Source organism: Psychromonas sp. MB-3u-54, assembly GCF_002836415.1.
Classification (GTDB): domain Bacteria; phylum Pseudomonadota; class Gammaproteobacteria; order Enterobacterales; family Psychromonadaceae; genus Psychromonas.
Map to the genome: position 1 here is coordinate 57131 of NZ_PJBP01000087.1, position 26500 is coordinate 83630.

The window sequence follows — 26500 nt, forward strand, 5'->3', positions numbered from 1 at the left end:
TGCGCAGTTTAAGTAATACCAATCCGCATAAGTAAATGGTCTAAAATTGCGAAGGAAAAAATAATGATAGCAAGACGTTTGATTGAGCAATAGCTGGCTATTGAGATTGAAAACAACGAAGCTAGCGTTAATTTTAACAAGTAAGACAGGTCAGATATTTATGCGGATTGGTATAATAGGATTATAACCCATGTTAAATACAAACAAGACAGTAACAAACAGCCACTATACAAAAAACTGGTGGAAAGAAGCCGTCGCTTACCAGATATATCCTCGCAGTTTTATGGATTCCAATGGTGATGGTATTGGGGATCTGAACGGTATCATCGAGCGGCTCGATTATCTTAAAGACCTTGGCATTGATGTTATCTGGATCTGCCCTATGTTCAAATCGCCTAATGATGATAATGGTTATGACATCAGTGACTATCAGGAAATTATGGAGGAATTTGGCAGCATGGTCGATTTCGATCGTTTGTTAGCGGCTGTGCATGCGCGTGGGATGAGATTGATTTTGGATCTGGTGGTCAATCATACTTCCGATGAGCATCCTTGGTTTGTCGAGTCCAAAGCATCTAAGAATAGCCCTAAACGGGACTGGTATATCTGGCGTGATGGTGTATCAGGTAAGGAGCCTAATAACTGGGAAAGCATCTTTAAGGGGCCAGCCTGGGAGTACGATCAAGGAACAGAACAGTATTATATGCACCTGTTCTCTAAAAAGCAGCCGGATCTTAACTGGGAAAATAAAGAAGTGCGTGTCGCTATCTATCAAATGATTAACTGGTGGTTGAATAAGGGGATAGACGGTTTTCGTGTGGATGCCATTAGCCATATGAAAAAGGAGCCAGGCTTTAAGAATATGCCTAATCCGAAGGGACTTAAAAATGTACCCTGCTGGGATAAAATGATGAATGTGGATGGTATTATCGACTACCTTGATGAACTGTGTGATAACACTTTTAGACACTACGACATCATGACGGTTGGGGAAGCCAACGGTGTCTCTGTGTCTCAAGCGGAAAACTGGGTAGGCGAGAATAAGCAGCGATTAAATATGATTTTTCAGTTTGATCACTTAAAGCTGTGGGAGGAAGATCCTCAGGCGGATTTGAATGTGGTTAAACTTAAAAAAACCTTCAGTCGCTGGCAGAAAGGATTAGAAAATGTTGGTTGGAACGCACTGTTTCTGGAAAATCATGATATTCCACGGATAGTTTCTAAATGGGGTAATACAAAGCAGTATTGGTTTGAAAGTGCGACCTCTTTAGCAACGATGTATTTTCTGATGCAGGGCACGCCGTTTATCTATCAGGGGCAAGAGATTGGGATGACCAATACCCAGTTTGACAGTATTGATGATTTTAATTGTGTTGGTGCTAAAAATAAGTACGCAGAGTTGAGTGAGGAGGGAATGCCCGAGCAAGAGATTTTACATCTGCTGGCGCAAACCGGCCGGGATAATTCACGCACGCCTATGCAGTGGGATAGCACGGTTAATGCAGGCTTTAGTTCGAGTACACCCTGGCTTAAGGTGAATCCCAACTATCAACGTATTAATGTGGCGCAGCAAGAGTTGGACAAAGGATCTATTCTGAATTTTTATCGCAAGATGATTGCTCTGCGTAAGGCCGAACCGGTATTGGTTTATGGCGATTATGATTTATTGCTTGAAAAAGATTCGCAGATTTACGCCTATACGCGCACTTTAGGTGAGCAGCAGTTGCTGATTATGTGTAACTTGACCGGATTGTCTGCACAATATAAGCATCCAGACTGTTGGCTTAAGAGTGATCATCTGTTGTTGGGTAATTACTCTGTGGCCGCGCACGGAGCAGAAAATAGTCTGCTATTACGTCCCTTTGAGGCTAGAATCTACCGCTGCTGAGCGGGTTCTCGTGACAGACACCGGCATTACAGAGAGTGAAGCGCGTTGTTACGCGGATGATCAAGTAGATAAACCAGTTTTAAGGCAATCTTAGCGATGAACACTAAGATTGCCCTAAAACTTAATAAAGCCACATAAAAATCAACATCACGCCCAAATGCTCAAGCTATATTTGGGTTGCTTGCAATGATCTGTTTAAACTGCGCCAACAGCGCGATAGTCTGTTTATCTTGGTTTTTATCTTTATAAAGGTAAACACCAACGGAGGCTTTATTGAAGCATGCTTGTAGTTTTAGTTCAACAAGATCAAAGTTTGCAAAATAATCTTTCATACTAGCAGGGTAGGCCAATATCGCCTCGCTATTTTGCAGCAAATCAATTGCCGTTAACAATGAATTAGTTTGATATATCACTTTTTCTTGCAGATAGTGGCGTTTTTGATGAGAGCTTCTTTCTGGGGTTTGGTGTTGTAAATGAGAGAAACGGTTAGTTTGTGCCGCTAAGTCGACTGAAGGGAAGCGTGCAAGATCCTCATTGCTACAGGTTTTTTCCAGCAGGGGATGCCCTTTTCTGACATAAACTTTATCACTGTTGATAAAAAGAGGATGGAAAAGAACATCTTCATATTGTGCTAGTCCCAATATTTCATGCCCGACAAAGAGGTTGATATCACCGCTTAATAATAAACTCATGAGGTGTAAATGGTCACCTACATCAATAGAGATATTACTGTGTGGATAATTACCCCTGAATTCTTGCACACAGTCCCGAATAAACAGGTGCCACCAAGCGTCACCGCAGCCTATTTTAAGTTCAGTATTATGTCTTAATTTATTTTTATCAAGCTTAACGAGGGTATTTTCATACAAATTTTGCATCATTTTAGCTTGTTCATAGAGCAACTCACCGCCTTGAGTCAGCCGGATCCCTTTAGAGTTTCGATTAAATAACTTGGTTTCAAGCTTTTCCTCTAATTTATTCATATTATGACTTAAGGTGGGTTGACTTAAACAGAGATTATTTGCCGCTTGAGTTACATTCTGAGCCTTTGCTACTTGAATAAATTGGAGCATTAATTTGAACATGGCCACTCTTATTAGATGATAGATAATTTATAGATGATAAATTATCATTTATAAATGGTAGATAATAGATAAATTCTATGCAGAGGCTATTGTGATAGGATTTATGTATAACTATATTGATATCGGTCACTGTGCGAGCTGTTTTACAGGTGGGCAATCGAGACGAGACAAAAATCTTATCAGGATGTTTACTCTTAGGGAGAAGAAAGTGAAGTGCCTGTATTGGAAGTCTGCAACACACGCACCTTTGCCTAGCATTTATTCTTTACCCCACAAGTGATGAGCAACTCGCTTGAGTCGACTATATTGCCGTATCTCCACAGAGATAGGTTGTTTGATCCTTGCGGCCATCTCCTCATAGATCCCTTTGACCCGATCATGCTCAAGTACAATCTGATATTGTCCACGAGTAATAAAACTGGCGTTGACTGCTTTTATCTGTAGTACCGTAGCATCATCTAACTTGTCATAGTTGTTAAGTTCAAAGCGTAGACGGGTAGCGCAATATGCCAACGAGATAATATTACTTGAGCCTCCCAGAGCACTCAGAATACTGATAGCCAAGGTAGCGTTTGCCGAATGATAAGACGAATCGTCTGCCACTAGAGCAATCAATATGTCATGTACCGCTTTGACGTTTTCATTACCGATAACTATCTGATATTGGCCGCCAGTGTTAAAGCTATTTTTTACACTTTCTATTTGGCGTACCTTAGTATCATTGACCAGATTATAATCATTTAGTATAAAGCGCAACCGGGTTGCGCAGTAGCTCAAAGAGGTCACATTATGCTTACTCCCAATCCCATCGAGGATGTCCATCGCGGCAGCTTGCCTATCCATTCTAATTCTCCTTAGTCACCGGCCATGACTGGCCGGCATATTTAACAATATAAGATCAATAAATATCAGGTTAAGCCCATCATCTCTATATGCTAGCGCAATGTTTAGTTTACGATTTTTTTAGAGATAAGAGCCTCTGGCGATGCCTGAGCTGTCACCAACCGCTGAAAAGCCTGACCAGTACCATCAAACAGATAGCAGTGTTCCGCCGGCAGATCGACACCTACTGCTTCACCCGCTACAATTGCTGATCGCTCGGCATTGCGTACCACCCATGGCTCACTTGCATTGCCGTTATCCAGATATAAGTATGTCTCGTTGCCCATGTGCTCCACGAATATAACAGAGGCTTGGTAATGTGCCCTGTTCTTTTCCCCCCACAGAATATGTTCAGGCCGAATCCCCAGATTGACGCTTTGTCCTTCCGCTGATTTGGGCGTGCGAATTGGTAAGATCAGCTCTTTTCCGCTGTCCAGTACCACTTGGCTGGTATTCTCTCCCGACTTAACCAAAGTGGCAGGCAAAAGATTCATCTTAGGCGAACCAATGAATTGCGCCACAAATTCATTTCCAGGATGGTCATATAGTTCCAGAGGTGTCCCAACTTGCTCCACGCGGCCCTTATTGAGTATGACGATGCGATCTGCGAGAGTCATCGCCTCAACCTGATCGTGGGTTACGTAAATAACGGTTGAGCCCAATCGTTTATGGAGATTCGCAATCTCCATACGCATCTGCACCCGCAGCGAGGCATCGAGGTTAGACAACGGCTCGTCAAAAAGAAATAATTTTGGTTCGCGTGCGATGGCGCGACCAATCGCCACCCTCTGCCGTTGGCCACCGGACATATCTTTCGGTCGACGCTGCAGCAGAGGTTCCAGTTGCAGCGTGCGTGCGGCTTCATTGACTCGTCTATCGATCTCCTTGGCAGGCAGTTTGGCTAGACGCATCGCAAAGGCGATATTTTCATATACGCTCATATGTGGATACAGTGCATAGGATTGAAACACCATGCCGATGCCTCTCTCAGAAGGTGTGTCGTCGTTAGAATAGATACCATTAATATACATATTACCGTTTGTGATATCTTCTAGCCCCGCGATCATTCGCAGTAGCGTTGATTTTCCGCAGCCCGAGGGGCCAACGATCACCACAAATTCGCCCTTATTTACCAACAGGTCGAGCGATGGGATAACTTCGGTCTGCTTATCATAGGTTTTGTTCAGTTTTTCTAGTTTCAGTTGAGCCATCTTTAACTTCCTTAATGCAATTGGGCGTCCTCTGGACGTTATAAAAATAGATGTTCGAGCAAGGGAACATCAAAGTGTTCATCCCTTGACTGCTCCCGCGGTCATGCCGCTGACGATACGTTTTTGGAAAATCAAAACCAGTATAATGATCGGCAGCGTTACAATCACCGAGCCCGCCATAATGTTACCCCAGGGTAATTCATACTGGGAAGACCCCTGCATCATGGCGATCGCTACTGGCACAGTGCGATTTTCGCCGGAGATGGTAAAGGTCAGTGCAAACATAAACTCATTCCAAGAACCAACAAAGGCTAATAACCCAGTGGTAACCAGCGCCGGTGCCATAATGGGCGCAAATATTTTACTGATGATAACCCACAGCCCTGCCCCATCAACAATGGCCGCTTCTTCCAGTTCTACCGGCAAACTCTTCATAAAAGTAGTTAATACCCAGACGGTGAATGGTAGAGAAAAGGTGGTATAGGAGAGGATCAGGGATCCCAGTGAGTCATACAGCCCAAGAAAACGTACTAGCTCAAACATCCCTGAAAGTACTGCCACCTGCGGGAACATGGAGACACACAAAATAGTGAACAGCAGTCCTTGGCGACCGCGAAATTTGATCCGGGCCAGCGCAAATGAGGCGGTGATGGACACTAACAGGCAGCCTCCAACAGTTACAGTAGCAACTATCATTGAATTGAGCAGGCTACGGGCAATGCCATTGACCATCAATGCATTGATATAGTTCTTCCATACGAAAGTGGTCGGCAAATAGTTAGGTAAAAATAGATCCTGACCACTGCGCAGTGAGGTCAGGATGGCATTATAGAATGGAAATACACAAAATGTGGCAGTCACGACTACTGCAAGATATAGGAAACTCTTAGATCTTAGGTAACGTTGACGACGAGTTAATTTCATACTTGTTTCTCCTTGTTGTAAAGACTGCCTGCATACAGGAAGCTCGCGGCGATACCTGCGACCATCATAAATACCAGCACCGAGGCGGCAGAGCCAGATCCCATTTCCTGGTAGGCCACCATTTGATCTCGGGCGTAGCCGGAGACAGACACAGTTGCCTCGCTATTAGAAGTAAGTACATAGATAAGATCAAATACTCGCAGGGCATCCATTGTTCGGAAGATAAGTGCGACAATCATTGCCGGCATGATCAATGGCAGCGTAATGCGAGTAAAGCGTTGCCAAGCGGTCGCTCCATCCACTCGAGCAGCTTCATATAGATCCGCGGGAACAGTCTGTAGCGCAGCCAGCAGCATGAGCGCCATAAATGGAATGGTCTTCCATACATCGGCAAAGACTACAGCCCACATGGACAGCGTAGGCGAAGCAATCCACGCTAGCGGACCATCGATAATACCAATACGCAACAACAGATCGTTAACCACTCCATATTGGTCATGGAACATCCATCCCCACATTTTGGCAGTAACAATGGTGGGAATGGCCCAAGGCACTAGCACGGCTGCTCGCAGAAGGCCTTGCCCACGGAATTTCTGGTTCATTAAAAGCGCGACCAGCATACCTAATATTAATTCTATTGAGACTGACCAGCTGGAAAACCAAAGGGTGTTACGCACTGATTTCCACCATAGCGGATCACCCAATACGCCATAAGCCTCCCCGTCAAAAAAGGACAAATAGTTATCGAAACCGACAAAGTTGTACACTTCAGGGGTATCCAGAGCGGCATCGGTGAAGCTGTAGAATATTGTGCGTAACAATGGCCAGCCAGCCACACCAGCCAGTAAAAATAACGCAGGAAATACCAGTAACCAGGCAGCACGGGCACGGCGTTGCTGTAAGCTACGCTTATTGCGCTGCGGTCTAACAAGCGACGTATTTAAGGATAAAATTTTAGTTGTCATTTAAATAAGCTCCAGTGATGTTGGATCGCAGCTAAGCGATCGTCATCATGTAATGTAGGGGTCCGTGACCCCTCGGGCGGTGAAAATATCCGTACTCCTGTATTATGTTAGATTATTTCCACTGACGACCCTTGATGCGTTTCAGGCGATGCTCTAAGTCTGCAACCGCTTTTTCTCCTGTAGTTACACCACTAAGTACATTATATGTAGCATTTAAGACTGCGTTGGAAACCCGGTTGTACTGTCTCTTAGTTGCACTAGCTGGGCGCGGTATCGCATTCGCAAAGACGGCCTTAAATGCCGGTAAGTGAGGTGCGGAGGCTAAAATATCCGGATCGTCATAGAGAGCAATGCGGGATGGCGAGTTCCCCCCCATAAAGAATAATTTCTTCTGGGAGTCTGCATCTGTCACAATTTTCAGCATCAGGACTGCTGCTGCTTTGTTATTTGAATAATCACTGATCGCCCACTGCCAGCCGCCAAGCGTTGCTGCATGTTTACCATCAGCACCACCTTTGGGAATGGGCATGACCCCCACTTTACCTTTAACCGGACTTTTCTCGCCTTGGGCTAACAGGTAAGCATAAGGCCAGTTGCGCATAAACAGAGCATCACCGTTTTGAAACACGGCGCGAGATTCTTCTTCCATATAACCCATTACACCTTTGGGTGAGATGGTACCCACCCAATTAGCAGCCATATTGAGTGCTTTTGCAGCTTGCGGGTTGTTGATGGAAATATCACCGTTTGGCTCAACGATGCTGCCGCCATTGTAGGAAGAAATCCACTCCAGTGCGTCACAGGTCAACCCCTCATAGGCCTTGCCTTGGAATACCATTCCCCAGAACCCTTCTTTACCAGTATTACGCTCGGCTAGTTGAATTTTATTAGCGATACGGGTTAGATCTTCCCAGGTTTCAGGAGGCTGCTCATCATATTTAACCAGTAGATCCTTGCGGTAATAAAGCATACCCGAATCTAAGAAGGCCGGCACCGCTTTGACACGCCCATCCACCACATTATTCTGCCAGGCTGACGCAAAGAAGTCGGCTTCCATATCCTTAACGTGCTCGGTTAAATCCATCAAGTGTTTGTCCAATAGTCCTATCCACACGGTATCGGCTTGAAACAGATCAACCGCATCCCCATCCTTAGCTGCAAAGACCTGCTGGAATATCCCAAGTTTTTCGTTGGAAGCCTGCGGGAGTTCGATAAAATTTACTTTATGTGGCGTTTCGGACTCAAAGCGCTGTTTAATATATGCGCAGTAGTCTTTATTTATACCAGTAAAACCGGCGCATTCCATTTTTATGGTGTCGGCCTGAGCCAGGTTGAAGGTACCGGCTAACACAGCCGTTAGTAATCCAGTGCTATATTTGTTCATGCTGACCTCTTGTTATAATAGATTAGAAGGCAGTGTGCACCTGCCTTTCGTCGCTAAGGGGAGACATTATATGCGTGTGCACCCATTCGATGCTAAGCATAATAAGGCCCGTGTAGGAGTAGATAAAATGCTATTTTTAAGCGGTACCATAGAAAAAATGCATATACCGACCATAAACGTGATCCTGATTCGCTATACTGCGTTAATAGCTTTAAATTATTATTTACAAAAACGTGAATCAAACCGCACTCAGCACAGAGCCAACTCAACAATACTGACTGTAAGATAAGGGCTCCGCTGGATTATGAGCGTTATTCTGGCCAAGCCCAACCGTACCGTTCAATGCCGTTCGGTTAAGCAATTCTAGGCTTATATCTTAATGGATATATTGATGGCATATAAAATACTGAACGTGGAAAAATTTGGTGTTTTCTTTTTATAGGTAGAATAAAATACTTAACATCCTCTCGCATAAATCGTCGTTTTTTAGGAATAGCGCATTACAAAACTCGCTGTGAATTGAACTTTTTAGCAAAGTGAGGATCAGATCAGTACATAATTTAATTTTCGGTACTTGGTATGAGCACTACTTTTTTAAAACACTTTTATTCTATTACTGATCCTAGGATTGAGCGCTGTAAAAAACATAACCTTTTAGATCTTCTCCTTCTTACTATAAGCGCCGTACTATCAGCTGCTCAGGGTTAGGAGAGTATTGAAGATTTCGGACATTTAAAACTAGATTCGCTTCGTCAATATTGACCTTTTGAAGCTGGTATCCCTAAACACGATACGATTGCCCATGTTATCTGTCGCTTAAAAGCACGAGAAATAGAAACTGCTTTTCAATCATGGGTATCATCCCTCCTTGAAACTACTGGGAGTGATGTTATCGCTATCAATAGGAAGACCGCTCGGCGGTCATTTTCGACGAAAGATCGTAAAAACACACTACATACCGTTAGTGCTTGGAGTTACCAGTATCAATTAGTTTTAGAAAAGGCTGGACAGCCCATCATTTTTTCTGAGTTGAGCAATACCATTTCGGCTATGTACAAAAACTTTACTGCAATATGGATAGTCACCACATAAAAATGTACGGCCAACACAACGGGTGAACCATCAAAAAAGTGTGGGTCCTTATTTAGTGGCCGATGAAACTTACTGGCAGAAAAATAAGCGGTAGAACAAGTTCTTGTCGTGCGCTACCCTCTATTATGTTATTTACAAAGCTTTACCCCTCATAATAGGAAAACAGAGATATGATTACTTTGCACGGATTTGCCGCCAGTAACTATTACAATCTGGTTAAACATCTCTTGTTATACAAAGAGCTGCCCTTTCAGGAGAGCCTGACTTACAGCGGAGGCGACGACTGGCTTTCAATAAGCCCGGTGGGGAAAGTGCCGGCAATAACAACTGCCGATGGCCGGCATTTATCTGAATCTAGCGTCATTTGCGATTTTATCGAAGAGTCTTATCCCGCAAAGCCGCTCTACCCTGCTGATCCCGGCGAACGCGCAGCTATACGGCAAATCATGAAAATAGCGGAGCTTTATTTAGAGCTGCCCAGCCGACGACTTATTCCCTACGCATTTTCAGGCAAGACAGCCCCCAAGGAGATTCAGACTGAAGTAAGCAAAGTCTTAAATCGTGGCGTTGGCGCTATGCAGCTTTTGTGCAAGTTTTCACCCTGGATTGCGGGCGATAAAATGACCCTCGCTGATATCTATGTTTATTACGTCAATACCATAGTAAATACGTTTAGCGCCAGTCAGCTCAATCGGGACATTCTCGCCGAGATACCGGGCATGAAAGCGTGGACAGCTTTAATGAGCGAATCCGCTATTGCGCAAACGGTGGAAGCCGATCGCGTAGCAAATATGCCCAATTTCATGGCCTATATAAAAGCACAGCAGCCGGCTCCCAAGGCCTGAGGATATTTGAGACAGTCATGACTTTCGATTCTTAATAAATCCATCGGGTTTTGTTTTTTTCCCTAAAAGAGCAAAACCCGAATGCCACTGTGGCAACCAAGGGTACTGATTGCTTTACACGGCAGAGGACATAATAAAGTGATGCAAAAGGTACCCGACACTACACAATCATAAAATAACAGTTGGACAGAACGCTTAAAGCTAAAGTCTCTATGTTTGGATTCAACACAAGTCTACTTTTAATACCTATTCTTTTTCTACATCGATGCTTTAATGCTAAGCTCAATGAGCTGTGATCTAATGCTTTTCTTAATCCTTGGGTTATCAGTATTTAATAAACTTTGTGCTAGTAAAAAAATTCGCTCATCAGTATCAGCATCAGCACCAAAACCAGCAGAGCTATAAAATCTATTTAATCCACATATATTAATGGTTTGATTTCCTTTATCTGTTTTTGCGACATACAAAAAACCTGGTCTAATAACCAAAATATTATCATTATAATTATCAAAATGAGGGTGAACAAATAAAAAAGAATTACTATGTGCGGGGTAACGATGCCGCGCAGTACTATTCGTTACCTTCTTATTTGACTTGGCTCCATTACAATCAATGCAAGCCATACATAGATTAAGCGGTTCGAACATGAAATTTTTAGCTATAGAGCGTGGGATAATATGCTCTATATCCCAAGCCCGACCATGAGTAGTTTGTAGATCTCTCTTGCAATAAGGGCAAGTTGTATTCTGTTCTGCAACATAATGATTTTTAATAATAACTTTTAAATTATTAAGACATGAATCAGACCAGCTTTTTGCTGAAAACTCAACCTCTTCTTTTTTGCTGGTAATTTGAATTAATTCGTCTTCCGAATAATTAACAGCATTAATGATCATTATTAATTATCTCTAAAGTTTCATTGAGTAACTCGATTAATATTCTTACAGGATCCTCTGTATTTATTTTTGGTAAAAGATGAAAAAGTTGGTCAGCCTCAACTTTTTGTTCCTTTCCTAAATTACCATTTTTAGATAAATAAGAAAGCAAACTGACTACCTTTCTATTTAGAAATTCGTTACGGAAACCAGGTGAATCAAAGAGTGTCGCTAACTGATAATCTGCAGAACGTAATAAATAATCTCTTGCTGAAAATAGTTTATTTTCATCCATACTCAAAATATAAGAGTTTTCTCCGTGAAGTTCTGAAACTATTTGAGGAGAATGAGTCGCGATTATAAAATGGCAACCATCGTAATTTTCGAATGTTTTTATTAACAATGACATAAAAGAACTTTGCCACTCTGGATGTAAACTAATTTCCGGTTCATCAATGCAGATTAATGAATTATTTTTTATTTTTCCAGAGATACCAAGCAAAATCAAAGCTATACATTGCTCTCCAGAGCTCGCTTTTTTAAAATCAATGAATTTACGATTATCTGATTTATGAGATAAATTAAGTGAATGAACTTTTAAAACTTCCAAGTTTAATAACAACTCTATTGAATTTATTTTTATTTTTTCCAATGGGGAAGATACTTTCCCTAGGTGTAAATCGACACTCAACCTTTTATATACGCTCTTATTTGAATCCCCGTATAAATTAATAAAAGCTTTTAATACTTCACTGCGTTTTAAATCAACTAATTTATCTAAATCATTCGATTCATCAGTATTTAATTCAATTAACTTAACTAAGTGTTCGTTTATTAATTTATCAATTCCGTAAAAATTCACTTTATCCTTGGTAAATTTTGATGAAAAAGAAACTCTAATTCTTCGACCATAGCCCAAATATTCAAGAGTTTTTTCCATTACAATAAGATTTTTTCCTACTGCATCAGCTTTAGTAAATAATGACTGAACAATGCTATTTATCAAAGAATTAACATGAATTGTTTTATCCATTCTTTTTAATCCAATATATGAATAAATCTGATGTTTTTTATTATGGGGGTCTTTAAAAAAATTCGCATGGCTAATATCTTTTATTGGAAATCGATCGAATGGGCTTGTTGATACACAAATCACTCTTTTTGGAAACACTGCAGAATGAACTTTAGGAAATGGCTTTGCACAGTATATACCAGCTAATTCTTTACCTATTTCACCAGCGTTTACCTCGTGACCTTTTAAGTTATACCGTATTGAATTTTTTCTATAATATTTATCTAACTCGCTAAGGTCAGCGCCTATCTCCCACAAATCGGGGCGTTCGTAAAAACTTGAATTATCTCTATAAAAAAAATTAGCAATAAAGCTAAGAAGGTTGCTTTTACCTGATCCATTTTTCCCTATTAACACTGTATAAGTGTTGTTTTTATTCTTATGGGCGAGCGATAGAGGGTAATTTATATTACCCATGATGCTATTAAGTATATAAAATGACATACATAAACCTTTGTATTTAGAAAAATTAAAGCACCCAAACATTTAGATCAGATCGTCATGGTTTTTAACTATTCAAAATATGGATATCTCTGAATTTATTAGTCGTAATATGATGCAACACCATCATAGTAGCCTTGGGCAAATGCAGCATGAGGACTTTTATGTCTAACCACACCAGCTTGACTTTCAGGTAACGAATCTAGATCAAGTATCAAATTTTCACTACGAACGATACCGGCTTTAAAGCCAGCATCATAGGCACAGCCGCAACAACGGTGACGTCCATGGCCGCCTTGATCTATTGGTAATAAATTAAACTTTGGATCATTGCGATGAGCATTTAGACAAATAGGCATTACAAACTCCTCTCCAAGTAAATAAGCAATTATAATTAGTACTTATGAAAGGGCTAATTACTTGCTTTCTCAAGAAAGTGACCCATCAAAAAATTATTTTATTGTTGTTTTTGCCAGAGTACATATTCATCTCTATTTTATCAAACAGTTAGATTAAATTAACAAATATAGATCATCTATAAAATCTGAAGAATTCCATATTTGCACTGGAAACTTGGAACCTAACTGTTGCTTATCAATCGGCAGGTAAATTTCCCATCAAAAGTAAAAACTTTCAAGCGCCCTTTCGGCTGTTATTAGATTGATAAATCGCTCTATAACAATAAAACCCCTTCGCCCGTTAAATGATTGAAGTTTTTTCTAGGGCCATAGGTTGATTATGTTCACCTAAAGTCCCTGAGGATGTCTCTTTAGCACCTTAAAATCGTGATTTAAGGGGGCTTTAAGACTTTGATTTTAAAGGAGTTAATAAATTGGATCTTTGCTGTTTTGCAGTGTTATATTTGGCTAATAATCAATTTGGAGAAAACCATGAGCCACAAGCAAACCTTTCGTGAGCATGATTTTTCGCAGCAATCGCTGCAGGAGTCAATATTTGAAAACTGTCATTTTTATCATTGTAATTTTAGCCGTGCAGATTTAAGGGACGCAAAATTTATCAATTGTCAGTTTATTGAAGCGGGAGACAGTATCGGCTGCCAATTTAATTATGCTGATTTGCGTGATGCCAGTTTTAAACAGTGCAAGCTCGGCATGGCTAACTTTCAAGGTGCCAATGGTTTTGGTGCGGAGTTTAGAGAATGTGACTTGCAGGGAGCCAGTTTCTTAAAAACCAGCTTTGTAAATCAGATCTCACGGCAAAGTTATTTTTGCTGTGTTTATATTACTGGCTGCAATTTGTCTTACAGCAACTTCGAAGGGCAATGCATTGAAAAATGTGATTTATTCGAAAATCGCTGGAATGGCGCTAATTTACAAGGGGCTTCTTTTAAAGGCTCTGACTTAAGCCGGGGCGAATTTTCAGCCGATAGCTGGCAGCAGTTTGATATGCAGTATTGTGATTTAACCAACAGTGAATTATACGGTTTGGATCCGCGCCGTGTGAACTTAAACGGGGTGAAAATCTGCGACTGGCAGCAGGAACAATTATTAGAATCACTGGGCATTGTTGTTTTACCGAGTTAAAGCAGCGGTGCACGCTACGGGTTAGTTATTAGTAGGGTGCGCACCGCAAGCAGAGACCGCGGTAATCGGTGCGCGGAGCGCCCCCTACGGGCGGATTAATGCGTTTGCTATTATATTATAGGCAGGTGCATTTTATGCACCGCAGGAAATCGGTGCGCGAAGCGCACCCTACGGGCTGCTTTGAGCAATATTCTAGATATTTATTTCCAGGTGATTTGAGTATGAATATAATGCCAACGGTCATTTACATTGACTATCAAACTATATGATATATATTTTGTTTGATTATCAAAGCAAGCAGGTAAGCCTAATGCGTAATCACAGCATCCAGAAATGGCAGCAACGCCATGATTTCACCAGCCATAACCGTAAAAGTGAACGGCGTGCCTATTATGTGCTTATTCTCACGGTCATTACTATGGTCATAGAGATTATTGCCGGCACAATTTACGGCTCAATGGCGTTACTGGCAGATGGCTGGCATATGGGCACGCACGCAGTTGCGTTTATGATCACCATTTTTGCCTATCAATATGCCCGCAAGCATGCCAATAACGAATCCTTTACTTTCGGTACCGGCAAAGCCAGTGTGCTGGGCGGATTTAGCAGTGCGATAGCCCTTGGTTTGGTGGCTGTGATCATGCTCGGTGAATCTGTTCATCGTTTAATGTCACCGCAGGAAATTCAATTTAATGAAGCGATTCTGGTTGCCGTGATTGGCCTGTCGGTTAATATTCTCAGTGTGTTTTTACTAAAAGACGATCATCAGCATAATGGTCATCAGGATCACAACCTGAAAGCCGCCTATTTTCATGTTTTAGCCGATGCATTGACGTCACTGCTGGCAATCTTTGCGCTGCTTGCCGGAAAATATTGGGGCTTGAACTGGGTTGATGCTTTAATGGGTATTGTGGGTTCTGTGATCATTACCCGATGGGCCATTGGCCTGATCAAACAAACCGGTCCTATCTTATTGGACGCAAGCATTGAACCGCAATATCAACAGAAAATAATCACTACCCTGGAAATGCAGGGTGACAATAAAGTCAGTGATATCCATATTTGGAAAGTCAGTGCAGATCACTACGCTGCAATGATTTCTTTAGTGACTCATGATCCAAAACCGGTTGATCATTACAAGCAATTACTGGATAAATTTAATAAAATTGATCACCTGACAATTGAGGTAAACCACTGCACAGAGAGACATTAAATAACCAGCCCATTATATTTTTAGCCGTGGTAAGAAACCAACACTTTTCACTTGCACACACCTACACCATTCAAGTATTGGGCAGCCAAGGTGCAATGCGCATCAAAGAACTCGCCAGAAAATGGGGATAACCACCAGCACGGTGCAGGCAGATAAGCGGGTTAATGCCGGATTTATGCAGCGACGCACGCACCACTCAGACAGACCCAGGACAGCGTTTTCACCCTGCACATGATGATCTTCACCTGACTCAAGATATGACGGCTAATTTAGATGAAAATGAATACTGAATTTTAATTGCTATCTTGAAAGGTTGCAGCAGGCAGGATATATCTTTTAACTTATGCTCTTTAAATAAATTCAACTTAAAAAAACCTCAACATAGGGTTAAGGTTTTTTAGTTTTTAAAAGCGCTTATTTGCTTTCTTGCAGTCTCTCTTTTGCCGCTTCTACTTTTGAAAAATCTAAATTTAACTCTTCAACGGCCTGTTTGATCAAATCCGGATTGGTCATCACCATCATCATCAGCGGTTGTAATTTATCTTGAGGAATACCTAAGCTTTGAATAATAGTCATTGCAGATAACGGATTTTGGGTTAACGCTTCAAATAGTTCGCTGATTTTTTGATCAGTTACATTATGATCTTTTAGGGTTTGGATAATTGGGTTCATTAGCATTTCTCTTTAATAGGGATGCACCACAATTTACCTTATTCTCACCCTGATTGCGATCATATCCTGCCATTATAATTTGCTTCCCGGCAGTCAGAAAAGGTTATTAAAATGTCCGAATAGTCCTAAAACAGTGTCTGTTTTTATTAAAATACCCGGCTTTATTAGCCCACGATAAAATGGGTATATAAGCTCAGCACAAATGCGTAGAATGCACCTTATATTACTTTAAGCAATGAGCAGCAATATGACGATTCCAACAACAGAAAAATCTGTCACCCGCGCCCTATTAATTTCTATTCGCACACCTGATGTCAGCCTACCAGAAGTGGAGGAATCATTATCTGAATTAGGCCGTTTAGTGAGCACCTTAGGCTTTTCTGTGGTGGCGACTAAAACCCAACGACAAAGATCGACCAAACAGCTGTCAGTATTGGGCTCTGGAAAACTGGAAGAATTAGCCGCATTAACCAGTGAGTCTGAAGATGAATCGCAGTTAGACTTTGATCAGGATGAATTAAGCGCATTAATAGCCGCAGGTGACATTCAAGAACAGGCAAATGTGGCGGTATTTGATTGCGAACTGAGTCCCAATCAAATACGCCATGTTGAAGCAGCCTTAGGGGTAGAGGTTTACGATCGTACCCGCGTGATTATCGAAATATTTAGTAAACATGCACGTACCCGTACCGCTAAGCTGCAGGTAGAAATAGCGCGACTTAATTATTTAACGCCGAGATTACGTGATGAAAACAGTGGCGATCGCGAACGCCAAAAAGGCAGTTGGATAGGTGAAAGTGCCTTTGAAATTAACAGCCGTCGTATTCGCGATAAAATAGCTGATCTAAAACGTGAATTGAAAAAACTACAGGAAGAGATGCAGGGCAGACGCAGTAGTCGTGTGGAGCAATTGTGTGTCGCATTAGTGGGTTATACCAATGCCGGAAAATCATCTTTAATGCGCGCCCTGACCGACTCGGAAGTGTTAGTTGAAGATAAATTATTTGCCACCTTAGATACGACGGTGCGTACCCTGCAGCCGCCGACACAGCCGCGAATTTTAATCTCCGACACAGTAGGTTTTATCAAAAAGCTGCCCCATGATTTAGTGGCTTCATTTCATTCAACCTTAGAAGAAGCAAAAGATGCAGATTTATTGCTTTACGTGGTCGATGCTTCCGATGAAAACTTCACCGCTCAATTAGCCGTTGTTGATCATGTATTAGCGGAATTGAATGTCGATTCAAGAAACAAACTATTATTGCTTAATAAGGTCGATTGTATCAGTGAAGAGCGGCAATTAGCGCTGCTCGAGCAATACCCCGATGCGCTGCAAATCAGTGCGCGTAACAAAGATGATGTCACCCTGGTGCACCGGGAAATTCAAGATTTTCTGGAAAAGAAAATGTGCCCCGCCTGTTTTAATATCCCCTACACTGCCAGTGGCGTCATGGGCGAAATTCACAGCAAGATGCAGGTGACAGATGAGCAATACCATGAAGATGGTATGCGTATAACCCTAAAAGCAACCCCGGTTGCTTTGGAGCGACTGCATAAAATGCTGCAAAGCTCTTTTTAATACTTGGTTATACCCCAACCACCTGCTAAATCAGGTGGTTGGGGTATAATGAACTAAAGTCAAAATACGGGTCAAAAGACCCGTTATTTTAGGGTGATAAAAATCATTCATGTTATGCCACAAACATTTACCCCTTAACATTTACCCCGTTAATATTTATCACTTTAATAATCACTTTGGTAAAGCGTGTCTTGGGTTATATCGTCAATGGTTGGTGTACCCATCATTGCCATAGTAACTTCCAGTTCTTCTCTAAGTACCCGCAGCATATGTGCAACACCCAAAGCCCCTGCCACCGCCAGCGCATAAAGCTGCGGTCTGCCGACCATTACGGTATCGGCGCCCAGAGCAAGTGCCTTATAAATATCGGTACCACGCTCAATCGCACCATCGACAATAATAGGGTAATCGGGGCCCAGTGCTTGTCGAATTTTCGGTAACAGCTCGATAGCCGAGGGAATTGAATCTAGGGCGCGTCCGCCATGATTGGACACCACAATACCGGCAATGCCCATTTGCTGTGCTTTAAGGGCATCCGCCGGGTGCATAATGCCTTTTATAATAATATCGAGAGAGGTATTTTGTTGCAGCCAGGCAATATCCTGCCAGGTCGGAGCTTCGGTCATCATGCCTTGAAAGATAATACTCTGCTGCGGTGCAAGTGTTTTTTGAGGTAGCGGCGGCCGGTCACGCAAATTAACTGCTTCAATACCTTCGGGTAATACAAAACCAGCGCGTTGCGCACGGTTGCGAATACCATGTAGACTGGCATCCACGGTGACCATTATTTTGCTGTAGCCGGCCGCTTGCGCACGTTTTACCAGACTCAGGGTAAATTCGCGGGATTGCTGAAAATACAGTTGAAACCATTTACCTGAATCGAGATTTTGCGCAATATCTTCAAGTTTATGGCTGGCCAGTGTGCTCACTACCATGGTTGTTTCCAGGCTGCTGGCGGCCTGCGCCGTGGCCATTTCTCCCTGCGGGTGAACCAGCTGGTGAAATGCCACCGGCGCTAGAATAACAGGGTGACGTAATGACTCGCCCATAAAGCGCAGTGCGCTGCTCCCCTTTGTGCAATCCCTCAGCATTTTTGGTAATAGCTGAATTTTATCAAGGGCATGACGATTTCGGCAAAGGGTTAATTGGTCTGCTCCACCTCCGGCAATATATTCATAAATAGGGTGACTGATATATTGTTTGGCGACTTCGGCGTAGTCGCTGACACTGACCAGATTCGGGGGGATGCTTGCACGTGCTGCGCTTATATGAGGAGTCATAGTATCACTCTAGGTATCTGCCAGTTGGCGAATTAATTTATGGTAGCTGCTGCTCAGGCGAACAACATCCGAATGTTGATTATCATGTAATTGAGTGAGCGATTGGATACTTTGATCAAGGTCAAACAGTATTTCCCGCTGCTCATGGTCACGGATCATGCTTTGCAGCCAAAAAAAAGCGGAGGTACGTTGACCCTGCTCAACCGCGCGAACCCGATGCAGGCTGGTTGATGAATAAAGGATCAGATCGCCTGCTGCAAGTTTAACCTGATGCCTACCGTAGCTATCTTCAATTTCCAGCTCTCCCCCTTGATACTCATTTGGCTCACTGAGAAAAAGTGTTGCGGAAAGATCGCTGCGCAGGCGAATGCTGCTGCCCGGTACAATACGAATGGCGTTATCAACATGAAAACCATAATGATCACCGCTATCGTAGCGATTAAACATGGGCGGTAATATTTTCAGGGGCAGCGCGGCGGAGACAAACATCGAATGTCGGGCCAATGCACTGAGAACCTTGTCACCTAATTGTTGCGCGAGTATTGAATCAACATTAAGCTGCCGATTTTGTTTTTGGCTGAGTGCTTGTGCGCCTGCAGTCAAGCTGCCATCTTGCCAATTAGCCTGATCAAGATGGCGACGGAACTGTGTTACCTGATCTTTACTAAGGACAGCTGGAATCGGGATGATCATTTTTTACCTCTTTTTTATAACACGTTATTATTATCAAACTATTTCTATTCAACAAGTCAAACTAAAATACGGCTGCCCTGCGGCACCCGTATTTATTAAACAATCTGCGCTTAAAATTAATGCACTTAAAATTGATAGTTAAGCGTCAAATTTGCCGATCTCGCATCACCGATATAAACAATATCTCCCCCGCGGTACACGGCGGTGTAATAGTCCTGATCCGTGAGGTTCTGAATATTGCCGCGCAGTTCAAGTTTTTCACTGACCTGATAACTGGCAAACAGATCATAAATAGTATGTCCGTCGAGACGAATATTATCCGATGCTGCGGCATCGGGCTGACCGCCGTAAATTTCACTGGAGTAAGTGGCATTACCGCCCACGGCAAGTTTTGGCAATGCCTGATAACGCAGCTGCAAGTTTGCACTTTGTTTGGCAAAGTTCGCTTTAGGTTTACCGACATTATCGGGATCAAAGGATTTTAGTGTTTCTGAATCCATTAAGGCCATCGCAAACTGGGCACTGAGTTTAGGGGTTAGATTGCCCGACGCGCCAAATTCAATTCCCTCAACCCGGTTCTTACCGGTATTAAGACTGCCTCCCGTTTGGTATGAATCATTGCCGCCTTCAATCACATTATCTTTGGTAATTTGGAAAAGCGCAGTGCTCAGCAGCAGCCGTTCGTTCATTAAGTTCCATTTAGTCCCCAACTCAAGATTAATACTTCTCTCGGGTTCAGCGCTCTGGTAGTTACCCTGATCGTCGGTACAAATACCGCCGTAACCGCAGTTACCCGCAGAGTCGGCTTCGCCGCCATTAATATTGGCAGAAGTGCTCCAGTTGGTATAAATATTACCGTGCTGCCAGGGCGAGTACACCACACCAACATGACCATTAAACAAACCATCTGAAAATGCATAGTTTGCTTCGGGCACATCGCCTCCCCGACCGCTTGATGCAGCGAGCCATAAATCGTATTGGAAATAATCGTAGCGTAATCCGGCAAATAGCTCCCAATCCTCATTAATAGTAATAGTATCCATGAGGTATGCAGAAACCGTATTGAGCTTATAATCCGTCGCTTTGCCAAGCTTAGTCGCGGTATTATTGTCAAAATCAATCTCGTAAGCCCCCCCGTTACGGTACTGCGCAAAAGCGGTGGTCGCGCCTTGTACTTTTTCCTGTGAAAGCTCCACACCGGTAATAATAGTATGACGGCGCCCTGCAATCTCCTGATCAATAATTAAGTTGGTTTGATTGCCCAGATATTGATTATCCTGCCAGCCGGCAAAGGTGCGATCCTTACCATTAGCGCGTTTGGTGGTCATAATATATTCATTAGTGGTTTTGCCAAAACGGATTTTATTTTCCAGGTGCACCCTGTCGTTGAGTTTTTGTTCTACGGTGAGCGTCAGAGTATCAGCTTGAGAGCGCAGGAAATCCAAGGCTTGATTGCCCGGATAATCTTGATTGGCATTGGGCTTGCCATCAACCAGATAAGTCCCCACATCGGGTGTATCATCGGATTGGTAATGATAATAATCCGCCGCTATTTTTAAGTCATAGCTTGGCTGGTAAACCGTTGAAAACAAAAGCCCCATACGCTGCTCACCCGCAGGCCCGCGATCCGGCACATCTTTCTCTGCGTAAAGCACGTTAAGGCGCACGGCCAGATCCTGATTAACTATTTTATTGCCATCAAGCGTATAACGCTGGTAATTATCAGTTCCCAGCCCGGCAGACAGATTAACAAAATCGTCCTCCAAACTCGCCTTTTTGGTCACACTGTTAACCGCACCGCCCGTCGAGCCTCGACCGGCAAAGGTCGAGTTGGGTCCTTTACTTATTTCCAACTGCTCAATGGCAAAAGTATCACGCGAGATAAGACCCGGTTCACGCAGGCCATCGGTGAACACATCACTGCGCGCCTCGTAACCACGAATAACGTAACGATCACCAAAAGAATTACCACCCTCACCGGTGCCAAGGGTGATCCCCGGCTGAGCACTGAGAATATCTTTTAATTCAGTTTTTCCTGAATCCGCAATAGCCTCTTTAGTGAGCACAGTCACCGTCGCCGGTGTGTCTGCAATATCGCGACTGCGTTTACTGTTGGAAAGTTTTTTGGCTTTATAGGGTACGCCCGACTGTGCATAGGGATTATCATCTGCAGCGGTGTGCGTCCCCTCGACCATCAAGGCATCAAGATTAATCTCTTCAGCACCCACGTCGGCAATTAAAGCCGTTGAAATAGCCAGTGCTAATGAGCCGCTAATAAACCCATTACTTTTTTTGGCTGTGCTTTTACTAATATGCTCACTGTGATGATGAGTGATCCTGACTGCAGACATAATAACTTCCTTTTTTTACCCATTTTTTCAGTGACTATTGATTGAGTTTGAAAACAATTGGAATACTTATAATAATTTCCTGGCCGCTGTGCTGCGCAGGAAATGACGGGAATGGCGATGCTTGCTGAAGCATCTTGCGAACTGCTCGGTCTAATTGGCGATAACCGGCACTTTTTTTGATGTTGATGTCTTTCACTAAACCACTGCGCAACACAGTAAAACTGAGTAACACTGTGCCTTCCTGCGCATTTTCACGGGCATAGTTTGGATAACGTTTGTACTTCGCCAACGTAGCGGCAATCAGCGCGTGGTAGCTTTTGTTATAACCTTTGAGGCCCCCCGAGGTCAGCGCATCGGCACTGCCCGTCGACATTTTCAGCGCGCTGTCTTGATTTTTTTCCCCTGTCTTTATGGCCTCTGCGCTTTTACTGACGGGCGCTTGTAAAGGTTTGATTGTTTCTTCTTTTTTCACCATATTGTTTGGGGATTTTTTTATGTCCGCAGGCTCAGCTGATTCAGGCACTTCTTTCTCAATTTGCTCGACTTTTTTAACCGGATCTTTTTTAACAGGTGCTTTTTTAACCGGATCCTTTTTAACAAAAATATCAGCGGTTTGCTTGAGTTCAACGGGCGCTGCTATCTCTTTTGTAACCTTCTTTTCAAGCTTTTGCACAATGGGCAGGGCGGTGATGGCTGGCTCAGCTTTTTCAAGCTTATCAATTGGCGGCGTCTCAATAGCGGCGCTTTGCTGTGTGTCTACTGCACTGCCCAAATCACCGAGCATACCCAGATCAACTTCAATACCCTGCTCGCCCTTGTCCATGGCGCCACCGGTGACTGAATAACCAAGCAGAAATAATCCAGCAAAATGAATAAGCACTGCGCCAAGGATCGCAGTACAGTAATGGCGAGCTGAAATCATAGTGGTCATTGATCCTTCATTTTTTGTGTGATCAAAGAGATACGCAGCAATCCGGCAGCTTTAATACTGCGCAGTGTGGTTTGCAGTTGCGCAACATCAAGCTGCGCATCTACTTTTACCTGCACGGTGAAGCTTTTTGAATCGCCCGCTTGTGTCACCATCAGTCGCAATTGTTCGCTAAGATCTTGCGCTGCGATGAATTTCCCATCGAGATATAAGATGCTGGTTTCTGTGACCAGCAACTTGGCAATATTTTGTTTCTGCAAAATTTGCTCACTAATAGAATCAGGCGGATCAATTTTCTGTGGATCCGAGTGCTGAATTTGCCCTGCCACCATAAAAAAAATAAGTAATAGGAACACCACATTGATCAGCGGGATCATATTTTCATCACTCACGGGTGTCCGCTTAGGCGTTTCGAGTATTAACATCAGCGTATGACTCCCGCAAACGAGACATTTCTGGCACCACTTTTTTTAAAATTATCCAGCAGCGTAATTAATGCCTGCGTGCTTACCTGCTTTTCAACTTGCAGTGCAAAAACAGTCTGAGGATTCTTTGCAATCAACTCAGTCAGGGCGTTTAAGTTGGTCACTTTATAGCGCTTAGCATTGACGCTAAATTCATTACCATCACGGTGCAATATCACTCGAACAAGCTCATTGGACGCTTGCTGTGATGCTGTGCTGGCAGGTAATTGAATAGCCTGCCACTTGGCAAAACTCGATGACAGCATAAAAAACAGCAGCAGAATAAAGACCACATCAATAAGGGGTGTCAGGCTAATCGCTTGTTTGCGTTTTGGAGGTGAAAGATCAAGCAGCATTCTGCATCTCTTGATATTGATTGATACTGAGTATTTCTGCGGGTTGCTGCGTAAACACTCGGGTAACATGACTGTTCATGCTATTGCTTATCCGCTCAACTTTTCTGTCCAACCAGTTATAGGCTGCAACAGCAGGGATAGCGACCGCAAGACCCACCGCAGTGGTGAGCAGGGCTTGCCAGATCCCGCCCGATAATATGGCAGGATCGACCTGATTACCCGCGGCTTCCATTTTCTGAAACGCACTTATCATGCCCAGCACAGTGCCCATCAATCCCAGCAAAGGGCTGAGGTTGGCAATCACCTCAAGGGGACGCAGCAGCATGCGAAACTGGTTAATTTTATCCGTCGCCTGGCAAGTTAACGCTTGCTTTAACAGCGTTAATGACTGATCCTCGCGCATCCCTGCCATCGCATTTTGGACCAGCATCGACACCGGACGATGGGTCTTCAAACTGCTTTGTGCTTTGCTTAACTGCCCCTTCCGCCAGTAATTAAGCGCCAACTCGACATCCTTAGTATTTTCAGCCTGCAGTGGAAAAAACTGCCATAACTTAATAAGCACGATGCTTAAGGCTAGGATGAAAAACACCCATAGGATCCACACAATCGGCCCGCCTATTTCAAGTAAATTAAGGAGCGGATCAAGCACATCCAAAAGCATGCCATCAATATTACCAAGCGCAGTTGCGCTGCTGTCTACCCCTTGCAGTCCATCCGCAGAGTTTAATGTGGAGAGTGTGTCAGTCGTTGCAGCATTGCTTTGCTCAACGAGGGATTGTAAATCGACCGAATCGGAACCTTCGGAGAGTGTTTGCTCCACGCCCGCCGGAGAATCAGAAATATTATTAATAGTCGCTTTTTCAACACGACTCTCTGAAAAAACCTTGGTAGATTCACTCGATATAACTGCGCTAGACAAAATTTAACCTCCATAAATAAATCAAATGTAAACAAAAATGTTTCTATCTTAACCATGCGGAAGAGCAGAAAAGTCCTATGCATAACAGAAACATCCTGGTGATTAATACTCGGATAGAAAACAACGCAGATGATAATGGAAATCATTCGCAAACGCAAATGATTATCATTTGTATCATTCTGAGTGTGGTAAAGATATTTGTGCAGGTGCTTTAGCTTGATGAGTAAAAACATAAAAATAGATAATATTCAGCAAGTTATAAAAATTTAAATCAAGTTTAGAGCGTGAGATAAGTTATTTATTAAGTTAAATAAATTTCTCTTAGTTTTAGATGAGTACTGAATGGCTGAAAAATTTACTGAGGATGGCAATGATAAAAATTATTTAACGAAAAAAATTACCCGCTACTTTCTAGATCAGCGAGTTAATTTCAGCAAAGGCTGGCAGCCTGAATATATTGTAATGATCAATAAAAGCAGAATACTTTAACAGTGTTTTATTTAGTCAGAAATCATATATTGTGGCCCGCTCGTGCAAAAGTGCTAGGCCTTAGCGCTCGGATAATTCACACAAAAAATTCCACGCGAGGCTACATTTATAAATACTAAAAATGAATGGGATCAAGACGTTGATTGCAACCCGTAGGATGCGCTTCAGCATCGATTATCGCTTTTTCTGGTGCATAGAATGCACCCTACGGATAAAATATTCACGCTCAGCTGCATATATGAATATTAAAAATGAATGGGATCAAGACCTTGATTGCAACCCGTAGGATGCGCTTCAGCACCGATTATCGCTTTTTGCGGTGCATAGAATGCACCCTGCGGATAAAATATTCACGCTAGTCTGCATATATGAATACTAAAAATGAATGGGATCCAAACGTTGATTGCAACCCGTAGGATGCGCTTCGCGCATCTATTTTATCTGTTCGCGGTGCATAGAATGCACCCTACGGATAAAAATATTCACGCTCGGCTGCATATATGAATATTAAAAATGAATGGGATCAAGACGCGCATCTATTTTCTCTGTTCGCGGTGCATAGAATGCACCCTACCGATAAAAATATTCACGCTCGGCTGCATATATGAATATTAAAAATGAATGGGATCAAGACGCGCATCTATTTTCTCTGTTCGCGGTGCATAGAATGCACCCTACCGATAAAAATATTCACGCTCGTCTGCATTTATAAATACTAAAATGAATGGGATCAATACGTTGCGTAGGATGTGCTTCAGCATCGATTATTGCTTTTTGCTTTTTGCGGTGCATAGAATGCACCCTACGGATAAAATATTCACGCTCAGCTGCATATATGAATATTAAAAATGAATGGGATCAAGACCTTGATTGCAACCCGTAGGATGTGCTTCAGCATCTATTTTCTCTGTTCGCGGTGCATAGAATGCACCCTACGGATAAAATATTCACGCTAGTCTGCATATATGAATACTAAAAATGAATGGGATCAAGACCTTGATTGCAACCCGTAGGATGCGCTTCGCGCATCTATTTTATCTGTTCGCGGTGCATAGAATGCACCCTACGAGCTGAGATTTAATGGCATAGCTTGTGCAAAACGCGGGCGATGGAACAGGACTCGCAGAGCTCGTCCGCTCGTGAACCTTGGCTTCCGAAAAATTATCCAGGGCACGCAGAGCTTAGCCCGCTCATGACACTTTGCTTCCGAAAAATTCGCCCCTACTATCACATGAAAGGAAATGTCTTCGACATACTGTCTACCTTCCCCATGTTCGAGTTGGTCATCGCCACAAGCGCTTAAACGAAAAAATCCCCACCCTTCTTTCGAAGGATGGGGATTTAT

At 42.9% G+C, this 26500-nt stretch carries 24 protein-coding genes and 1 pseudogene; 8 read left to right on the forward strand and 17 right to left on the reverse strand.

Features of this window, described 5'->3' with window-relative positions:
• The first annotated feature begins 190 nt into the window (after positions 1–190).
• On the forward strand, positions 191–1888 hold the full coding sequence (locus tag CXF72_RS01975) for a glycoside hydrolase family 13 protein (protein WP_101036473.1): 1698 nt from the start codon (positions 191–193) through the stop codon (positions 1886–1888).
• Between the two features lie 161 nt (positions 1889–2049).
• Here the strand turns inward: CXF72_RS01975 and CXF72_RS01980 are convergent, their stop codons facing one another.
• From CXF72_RS01980 to CXF72_RS02005, 6 genes are all read right to left on the reverse strand, one after another.
• The gene (locus tag CXF72_RS01980; protein WP_101036475.1) at positions 2050–2973 is read right to left on the reverse strand and encodes a LysR family transcriptional regulator; all 924 of its coding nucleotides are present in this window, start codon (positions 2971–2973) and stop codon (positions 2050–2052) included.
• Positions 2974–3231: 258 nt separating this feature from the next.
• Entirely contained in the window at positions 3232–3816 is a 585-nt protein-coding gene (locus CXF72_RS01985; RefSeq protein WP_101036477.1) for a PTS transporter subunit EIIB, read from the reverse strand.
• A 104-nt stretch (positions 3817–3920) separates the two neighbouring features.
• Positions 3921–5066 (reverse strand): ABC transporter ATP-binding protein, encoded by a 1146-nt coding sequence (locus tag CXF72_RS01990; protein ID WP_101036479.1) that lies wholly within the window; start codon positions 5064–5066, stop codon positions 3921–3923.
• Between the two features lie 78 nt (positions 5067–5144).
• Positions 5145–5990: a carbohydrate ABC transporter permease gene (locus CXF72_RS01995; RefSeq protein ID WP_101036481.1), complete on the reverse strand. Its 846-nt coding sequence runs from the start codon at positions 5988–5990 to the stop codon at positions 5145–5147.
• Complete coding sequence (locus CXF72_RS02000; RefSeq protein WP_101036483.1) at positions 5987–6955, reverse strand: carbohydrate ABC transporter permease; 969 nt, start codon at positions 6953–6955, stop codon at positions 5987–5989. Before CXF72_RS02000 ends, CXF72_RS01995 begins: the two co-directional genes overlap by 4 nt.
• 112 nt (positions 6956–7067) lie before the next feature.
• On the reverse strand, positions 7068–8339 hold the full coding sequence (locus CXF72_RS02005) for an ABC transporter substrate-binding protein (protein WP_101036485.1): 1272 nt from the start codon (positions 8337–8339) through the stop codon (positions 7068–7070).
• Between the two features lie 579 nt (positions 8340–8918).
• Between CXF72_RS02005 and CXF72_RS02015 the strand changes: the two are divergent.
• Positions 8919–9413: pseudogene (locus CXF72_RS02015) on the forward strand (ISAs1 family transposase); the annotation flags it as partial.
• 188 nt (positions 9414–9601) lie between these two features.
• Positions 9602–10276 (forward strand): glutathione S-transferase family protein, encoded by a 675-nt coding sequence (locus CXF72_RS02020; protein WP_101036489.1) that lies wholly within the window; start codon positions 9602–9604, stop codon positions 10274–10276.
• Positions 10277–10533: 257 nt separating this feature from the next.
• Here CXF72_RS02020 and CXF72_RS02025 read toward each other — a convergent pair whose 3' ends face one another.
• The 3 genes from CXF72_RS02025 to CXF72_RS02035 all read right to left on the reverse strand — a co-directional run bounded on the left by CXF72_RS02025 (position 10534) and on the right by CXF72_RS02035 (position 13023).
• Positions 10534–11172, reverse strand: coding sequence for an HNH endonuclease (locus tag CXF72_RS02025; protein ID WP_198552474.1), 639 nt, complete (start codon positions 11170–11172; stop codon positions 10534–10536).
• The gene (locus tag CXF72_RS02030; RefSeq protein WP_157823172.1) at positions 11162–12667 is read right to left on the reverse strand and encodes an ATP-binding protein; all 1506 of its coding nucleotides are present in this window, start codon (positions 12665–12667) and stop codon (positions 11162–11164) included. Before CXF72_RS02030 ends, CXF72_RS02025 begins: the two co-directional genes overlap by 11 nt.
• Before the next feature lie 98 nt (positions 12668–12765).
• Positions 12766–13023, reverse strand: a complete 258-nt coding sequence (locus tag CXF72_RS02035; protein WP_101036492.1) for a hypothetical protein — start codon at positions 13021–13023, stop codon at positions 12766–12768.
• 531 nt (positions 13024–13554) lie between these two features.
• On the opposite strand from CXF72_RS02035, the gene CXF72_RS02040 reads away from it, so the two are divergent.
• The 3 genes from CXF72_RS02040 (at position 13555) to CXF72_RS19965 (ending at position 15711) form a co-directional block, all read left to right on the forward strand.
• Complete coding sequence (locus CXF72_RS02040) at positions 13555–14208, forward strand: Qnr family pentapeptide repeat protein (protein WP_101036494.1); 654 nt, start codon at positions 13555–13557, stop codon at positions 14206–14208.
• A gap of 310 nt (positions 14209–14518) precedes the next feature.
• Positions 14519–15421: a cation diffusion facilitator family transporter gene (locus tag CXF72_RS02045; RefSeq protein ID WP_101036495.1), complete on the forward strand. Its 903-nt coding sequence runs from the start codon at positions 14519–14521 to the stop codon at positions 15419–15421.
• Positions 15422–15585: 164 nt separating this feature from the next.
• The gene (locus CXF72_RS19965) at positions 15586–15711 is read left to right on the forward strand and encodes a hypothetical protein (protein ID WP_269801139.1); all 126 of its coding nucleotides are present in this window, start codon (positions 15586–15588) and stop codon (positions 15709–15711) included.
• Between the two features lie 124 nt (positions 15712–15835).
• Here CXF72_RS19965 and CXF72_RS02050 read toward each other — a convergent pair whose 3' ends face one another.
• Positions 15836–16093 (reverse strand): DUF2999 domain-containing protein, encoded by a 258-nt coding sequence (locus tag CXF72_RS02050; RefSeq protein WP_101036498.1) that lies wholly within the window; start codon positions 16091–16093, stop codon positions 15836–15838.
• Between the two features lie 247 nt (positions 16094–16340).
• Between CXF72_RS02050 and hflX the strand changes: the two genes are divergently transcribed.
• The gene (hflX, locus tag CXF72_RS02055; RefSeq protein WP_101036500.1) at positions 16341–17672 is read left to right on the forward strand and encodes a GTPase HflX; all 1332 of its coding nucleotides are present in this window, start codon (positions 16341–16343) and stop codon (positions 17670–17672) included.
• A 164-nt stretch (positions 17673–17836) separates the two neighbouring features.
• Here the strand turns inward: hflX and CXF72_RS02060 are convergent, their stop codons facing one another.
• From CXF72_RS02060 to CXF72_RS02090, 7 genes are all read right to left on the reverse strand, one after another.
• Positions 17837–18952: an alpha-hydroxy acid oxidase gene (locus CXF72_RS02060; RefSeq protein WP_101036502.1), complete on the reverse strand. Its 1116-nt coding sequence runs from the start codon at positions 18950–18952 to the stop codon at positions 17837–17839.
• Between the two features lie 9 nt (positions 18953–18961).
• Positions 18962–19645 (reverse strand): Fe2+-dependent dioxygenase, encoded by a 684-nt coding sequence (locus CXF72_RS02065; protein ID WP_101036505.1) that lies wholly within the window; start codon positions 19643–19645, stop codon positions 18962–18964.
• Positions 19646–19770: 125 nt separating this feature from the next.
• Complete coding sequence (locus CXF72_RS02070; protein ID WP_101036507.1) at positions 19771–21996, reverse strand: TonB-dependent receptor; 2226 nt, start codon at positions 21994–21996, stop codon at positions 19771–19773.
• A gap of 34 nt (positions 21997–22030) precedes the next feature.
• A complete protein-coding gene (locus CXF72_RS02075; protein WP_101036509.1) occupies positions 22031–22927 on the reverse strand; it encodes an energy transducer TonB in 897 nt (298 codons plus the stop codon).
• A complete protein-coding gene (locus CXF72_RS02080; protein WP_101036511.1) occupies positions 22924–23349 on the reverse strand; it encodes an ExbD/TolR family protein in 426 nt (141 codons plus the stop codon). Before CXF72_RS02080 ends, CXF72_RS02075 begins: the two co-directional genes overlap by 4 nt.
• Positions 23349–23744, reverse strand: coding sequence for an ExbD/TolR family protein (locus CXF72_RS02085; protein WP_101036513.1), 396 nt, complete (start codon positions 23742–23744; stop codon positions 23349–23351). The genes CXF72_RS02080 and CXF72_RS02085 overlap by 1 nt, the downstream gene beginning before the upstream one ends.
• Complete coding sequence (locus tag CXF72_RS02090; protein WP_198552475.1) at positions 23734–24666, reverse strand: MotA/TolQ/ExbB proton channel family protein; 933 nt, start codon at positions 24664–24666, stop codon at positions 23734–23736. Before CXF72_RS02090 ends, CXF72_RS02085 begins: the two co-directional genes overlap by 11 nt.
• Positions 24667–25008: 342 nt before the next feature.
• Here CXF72_RS02090 and CXF72_RS19220 point away from each other — a divergent pair, with 342 nt between their 5' ends.
• Complete coding sequence (locus CXF72_RS19220) at positions 25009–25155, forward strand: hypothetical protein (protein WP_157823173.1); 147 nt, start codon at positions 25009–25011, stop codon at positions 25153–25155.
• Positions 25156–26500: the final 1345 nt, after the last annotated feature.

Excerpts from the sequence above, each read along its gene's own strand:
- CXF72_RS01975 (WP_101036473.1), top strand. The coding sequence starts at position 191 with ATGTTAAATACAAACAAGACAGTAACAAACAGCCACTATACAAAAAAC.
- CXF72_RS01980 (WP_101036475.1), bottom strand. The coding sequence starts at position 2,973 with ATGTTCAAATTAATGCTCCAATTTATTCAAGTAGCAAAGGCTCAGAAT.
- CXF72_RS01985 (WP_101036477.1), bottom strand. The coding sequence starts at position 3,816 with ATGGATAGGCAAGCTGCCGCGATGGACATCCTCGATGGGATTGGGAGT.
- CXF72_RS01990 (WP_101036479.1), bottom strand. The coding sequence starts at position 5,066 with ATGGCTCAACTGAAACTAGAAAAACTGAACAAAACCTATGATAAGCAG.
- CXF72_RS01995 (WP_101036481.1), bottom strand. The coding sequence starts at position 5,990 with ATGAAATTAACTCGTCGTCAACGTTACCTAAGATCTAAGAGTTTCCTA.
- CXF72_RS02000 (WP_101036483.1), bottom strand. The coding sequence starts at position 6,955 with ATGACAACTAAAATTTTATCCTTAAATACGTCGCTTGTTAGACCGCAG.
- CXF72_RS02005 (WP_101036485.1), bottom strand. The coding sequence starts at position 8,339 with ATGAACAAATATAGCACTGGATTACTAACGGCTGTGTTAGCCGGTACC.
- CXF72_RS02020 (WP_101036489.1), top strand. The coding sequence starts at position 9,602 with ATGATTACTTTGCACGGATTTGCCGCCAGTAACTATTACAATCTGGTT.
- CXF72_RS02025 (WP_198552474.1), bottom strand. The coding sequence starts at position 11,172 with ATGATCATTAATGCTGTTAATTATTCGGAAGACGAATTAATTCAAATT.
- CXF72_RS02030 (WP_157823172.1), bottom strand. The coding sequence starts at position 12,667 with ATGTCATTTTATATACTTAATAGCATCATGGGTAATATAAATTACCCT.
- CXF72_RS02035 (WP_101036492.1), bottom strand. The coding sequence starts at position 13,023 with ATGCCTATTTGTCTAAATGCTCATCGCAATGATCCAAAGTTTAATTTA.
- CXF72_RS02040 (WP_101036494.1), top strand. The coding sequence starts at position 13,555 with ATGAGCCACAAGCAAACCTTTCGTGAGCATGATTTTTCGCAGCAATCG.
- CXF72_RS02045 (WP_101036495.1), top strand. The coding sequence starts at position 14,519 with ATGCGTAATCACAGCATCCAGAAATGGCAGCAACGCCATGATTTCACC.
- CXF72_RS19965 (WP_269801139.1), top strand. The coding sequence starts at position 15,586 with ATGCCGGATTTATGCAGCGACGCACGCACCACTCAGACAGACCCAGGA.
- CXF72_RS02050 (WP_101036498.1), bottom strand. The coding sequence starts at position 16,093 with ATGAACCCAATTATCCAAACCCTAAAAGATCATAATGTAACTGATCAA.
- hflX (WP_101036500.1), top strand. The coding sequence starts at position 16,341 with ATGACGATTCCAACAACAGAAAAATCTGTCACCCGCGCCCTATTAATT.
- CXF72_RS02060 (WP_101036502.1), bottom strand. The coding sequence starts at position 18,952 with ATGACTCCTCATATAAGCGCAGCACGTGCAAGCATCCCCCCGAATCTG.
- CXF72_RS02065 (WP_101036505.1), bottom strand. The coding sequence starts at position 19,645 with ATGATCATCCCGATTCCAGCTGTCCTTAGTAAAGATCAGGTAACACAG.
- CXF72_RS02070 (WP_101036507.1), bottom strand. The coding sequence starts at position 21,996 with ATGTCTGCAGTCAGGATCACTCATCATCACAGTGAGCATATTAGTAAA.
- CXF72_RS02075 (WP_101036509.1), bottom strand. The coding sequence starts at position 22,927 with ATGACCACTATGATTTCAGCTCGCCATTACTGTACTGCGATCCTTGGC.
- CXF72_RS02080 (WP_101036511.1), bottom strand. The coding sequence starts at position 23,349 with ATGTTAATACTCGAAACGCCTAAGCGGACACCCGTGAGTGATGAAAAT.
- CXF72_RS02085 (WP_101036513.1), bottom strand. The coding sequence starts at position 23,744 with ATGCTGCTTGATCTTTCACCTCCAAAACGCAAACAAGCGATTAGCCTG.
- CXF72_RS19220 (WP_157823173.1), top strand. The coding sequence starts at position 25,009 with ATGGCTGAAAAATTTACTGAGGATGGCAATGATAAAAATTATTTAACG.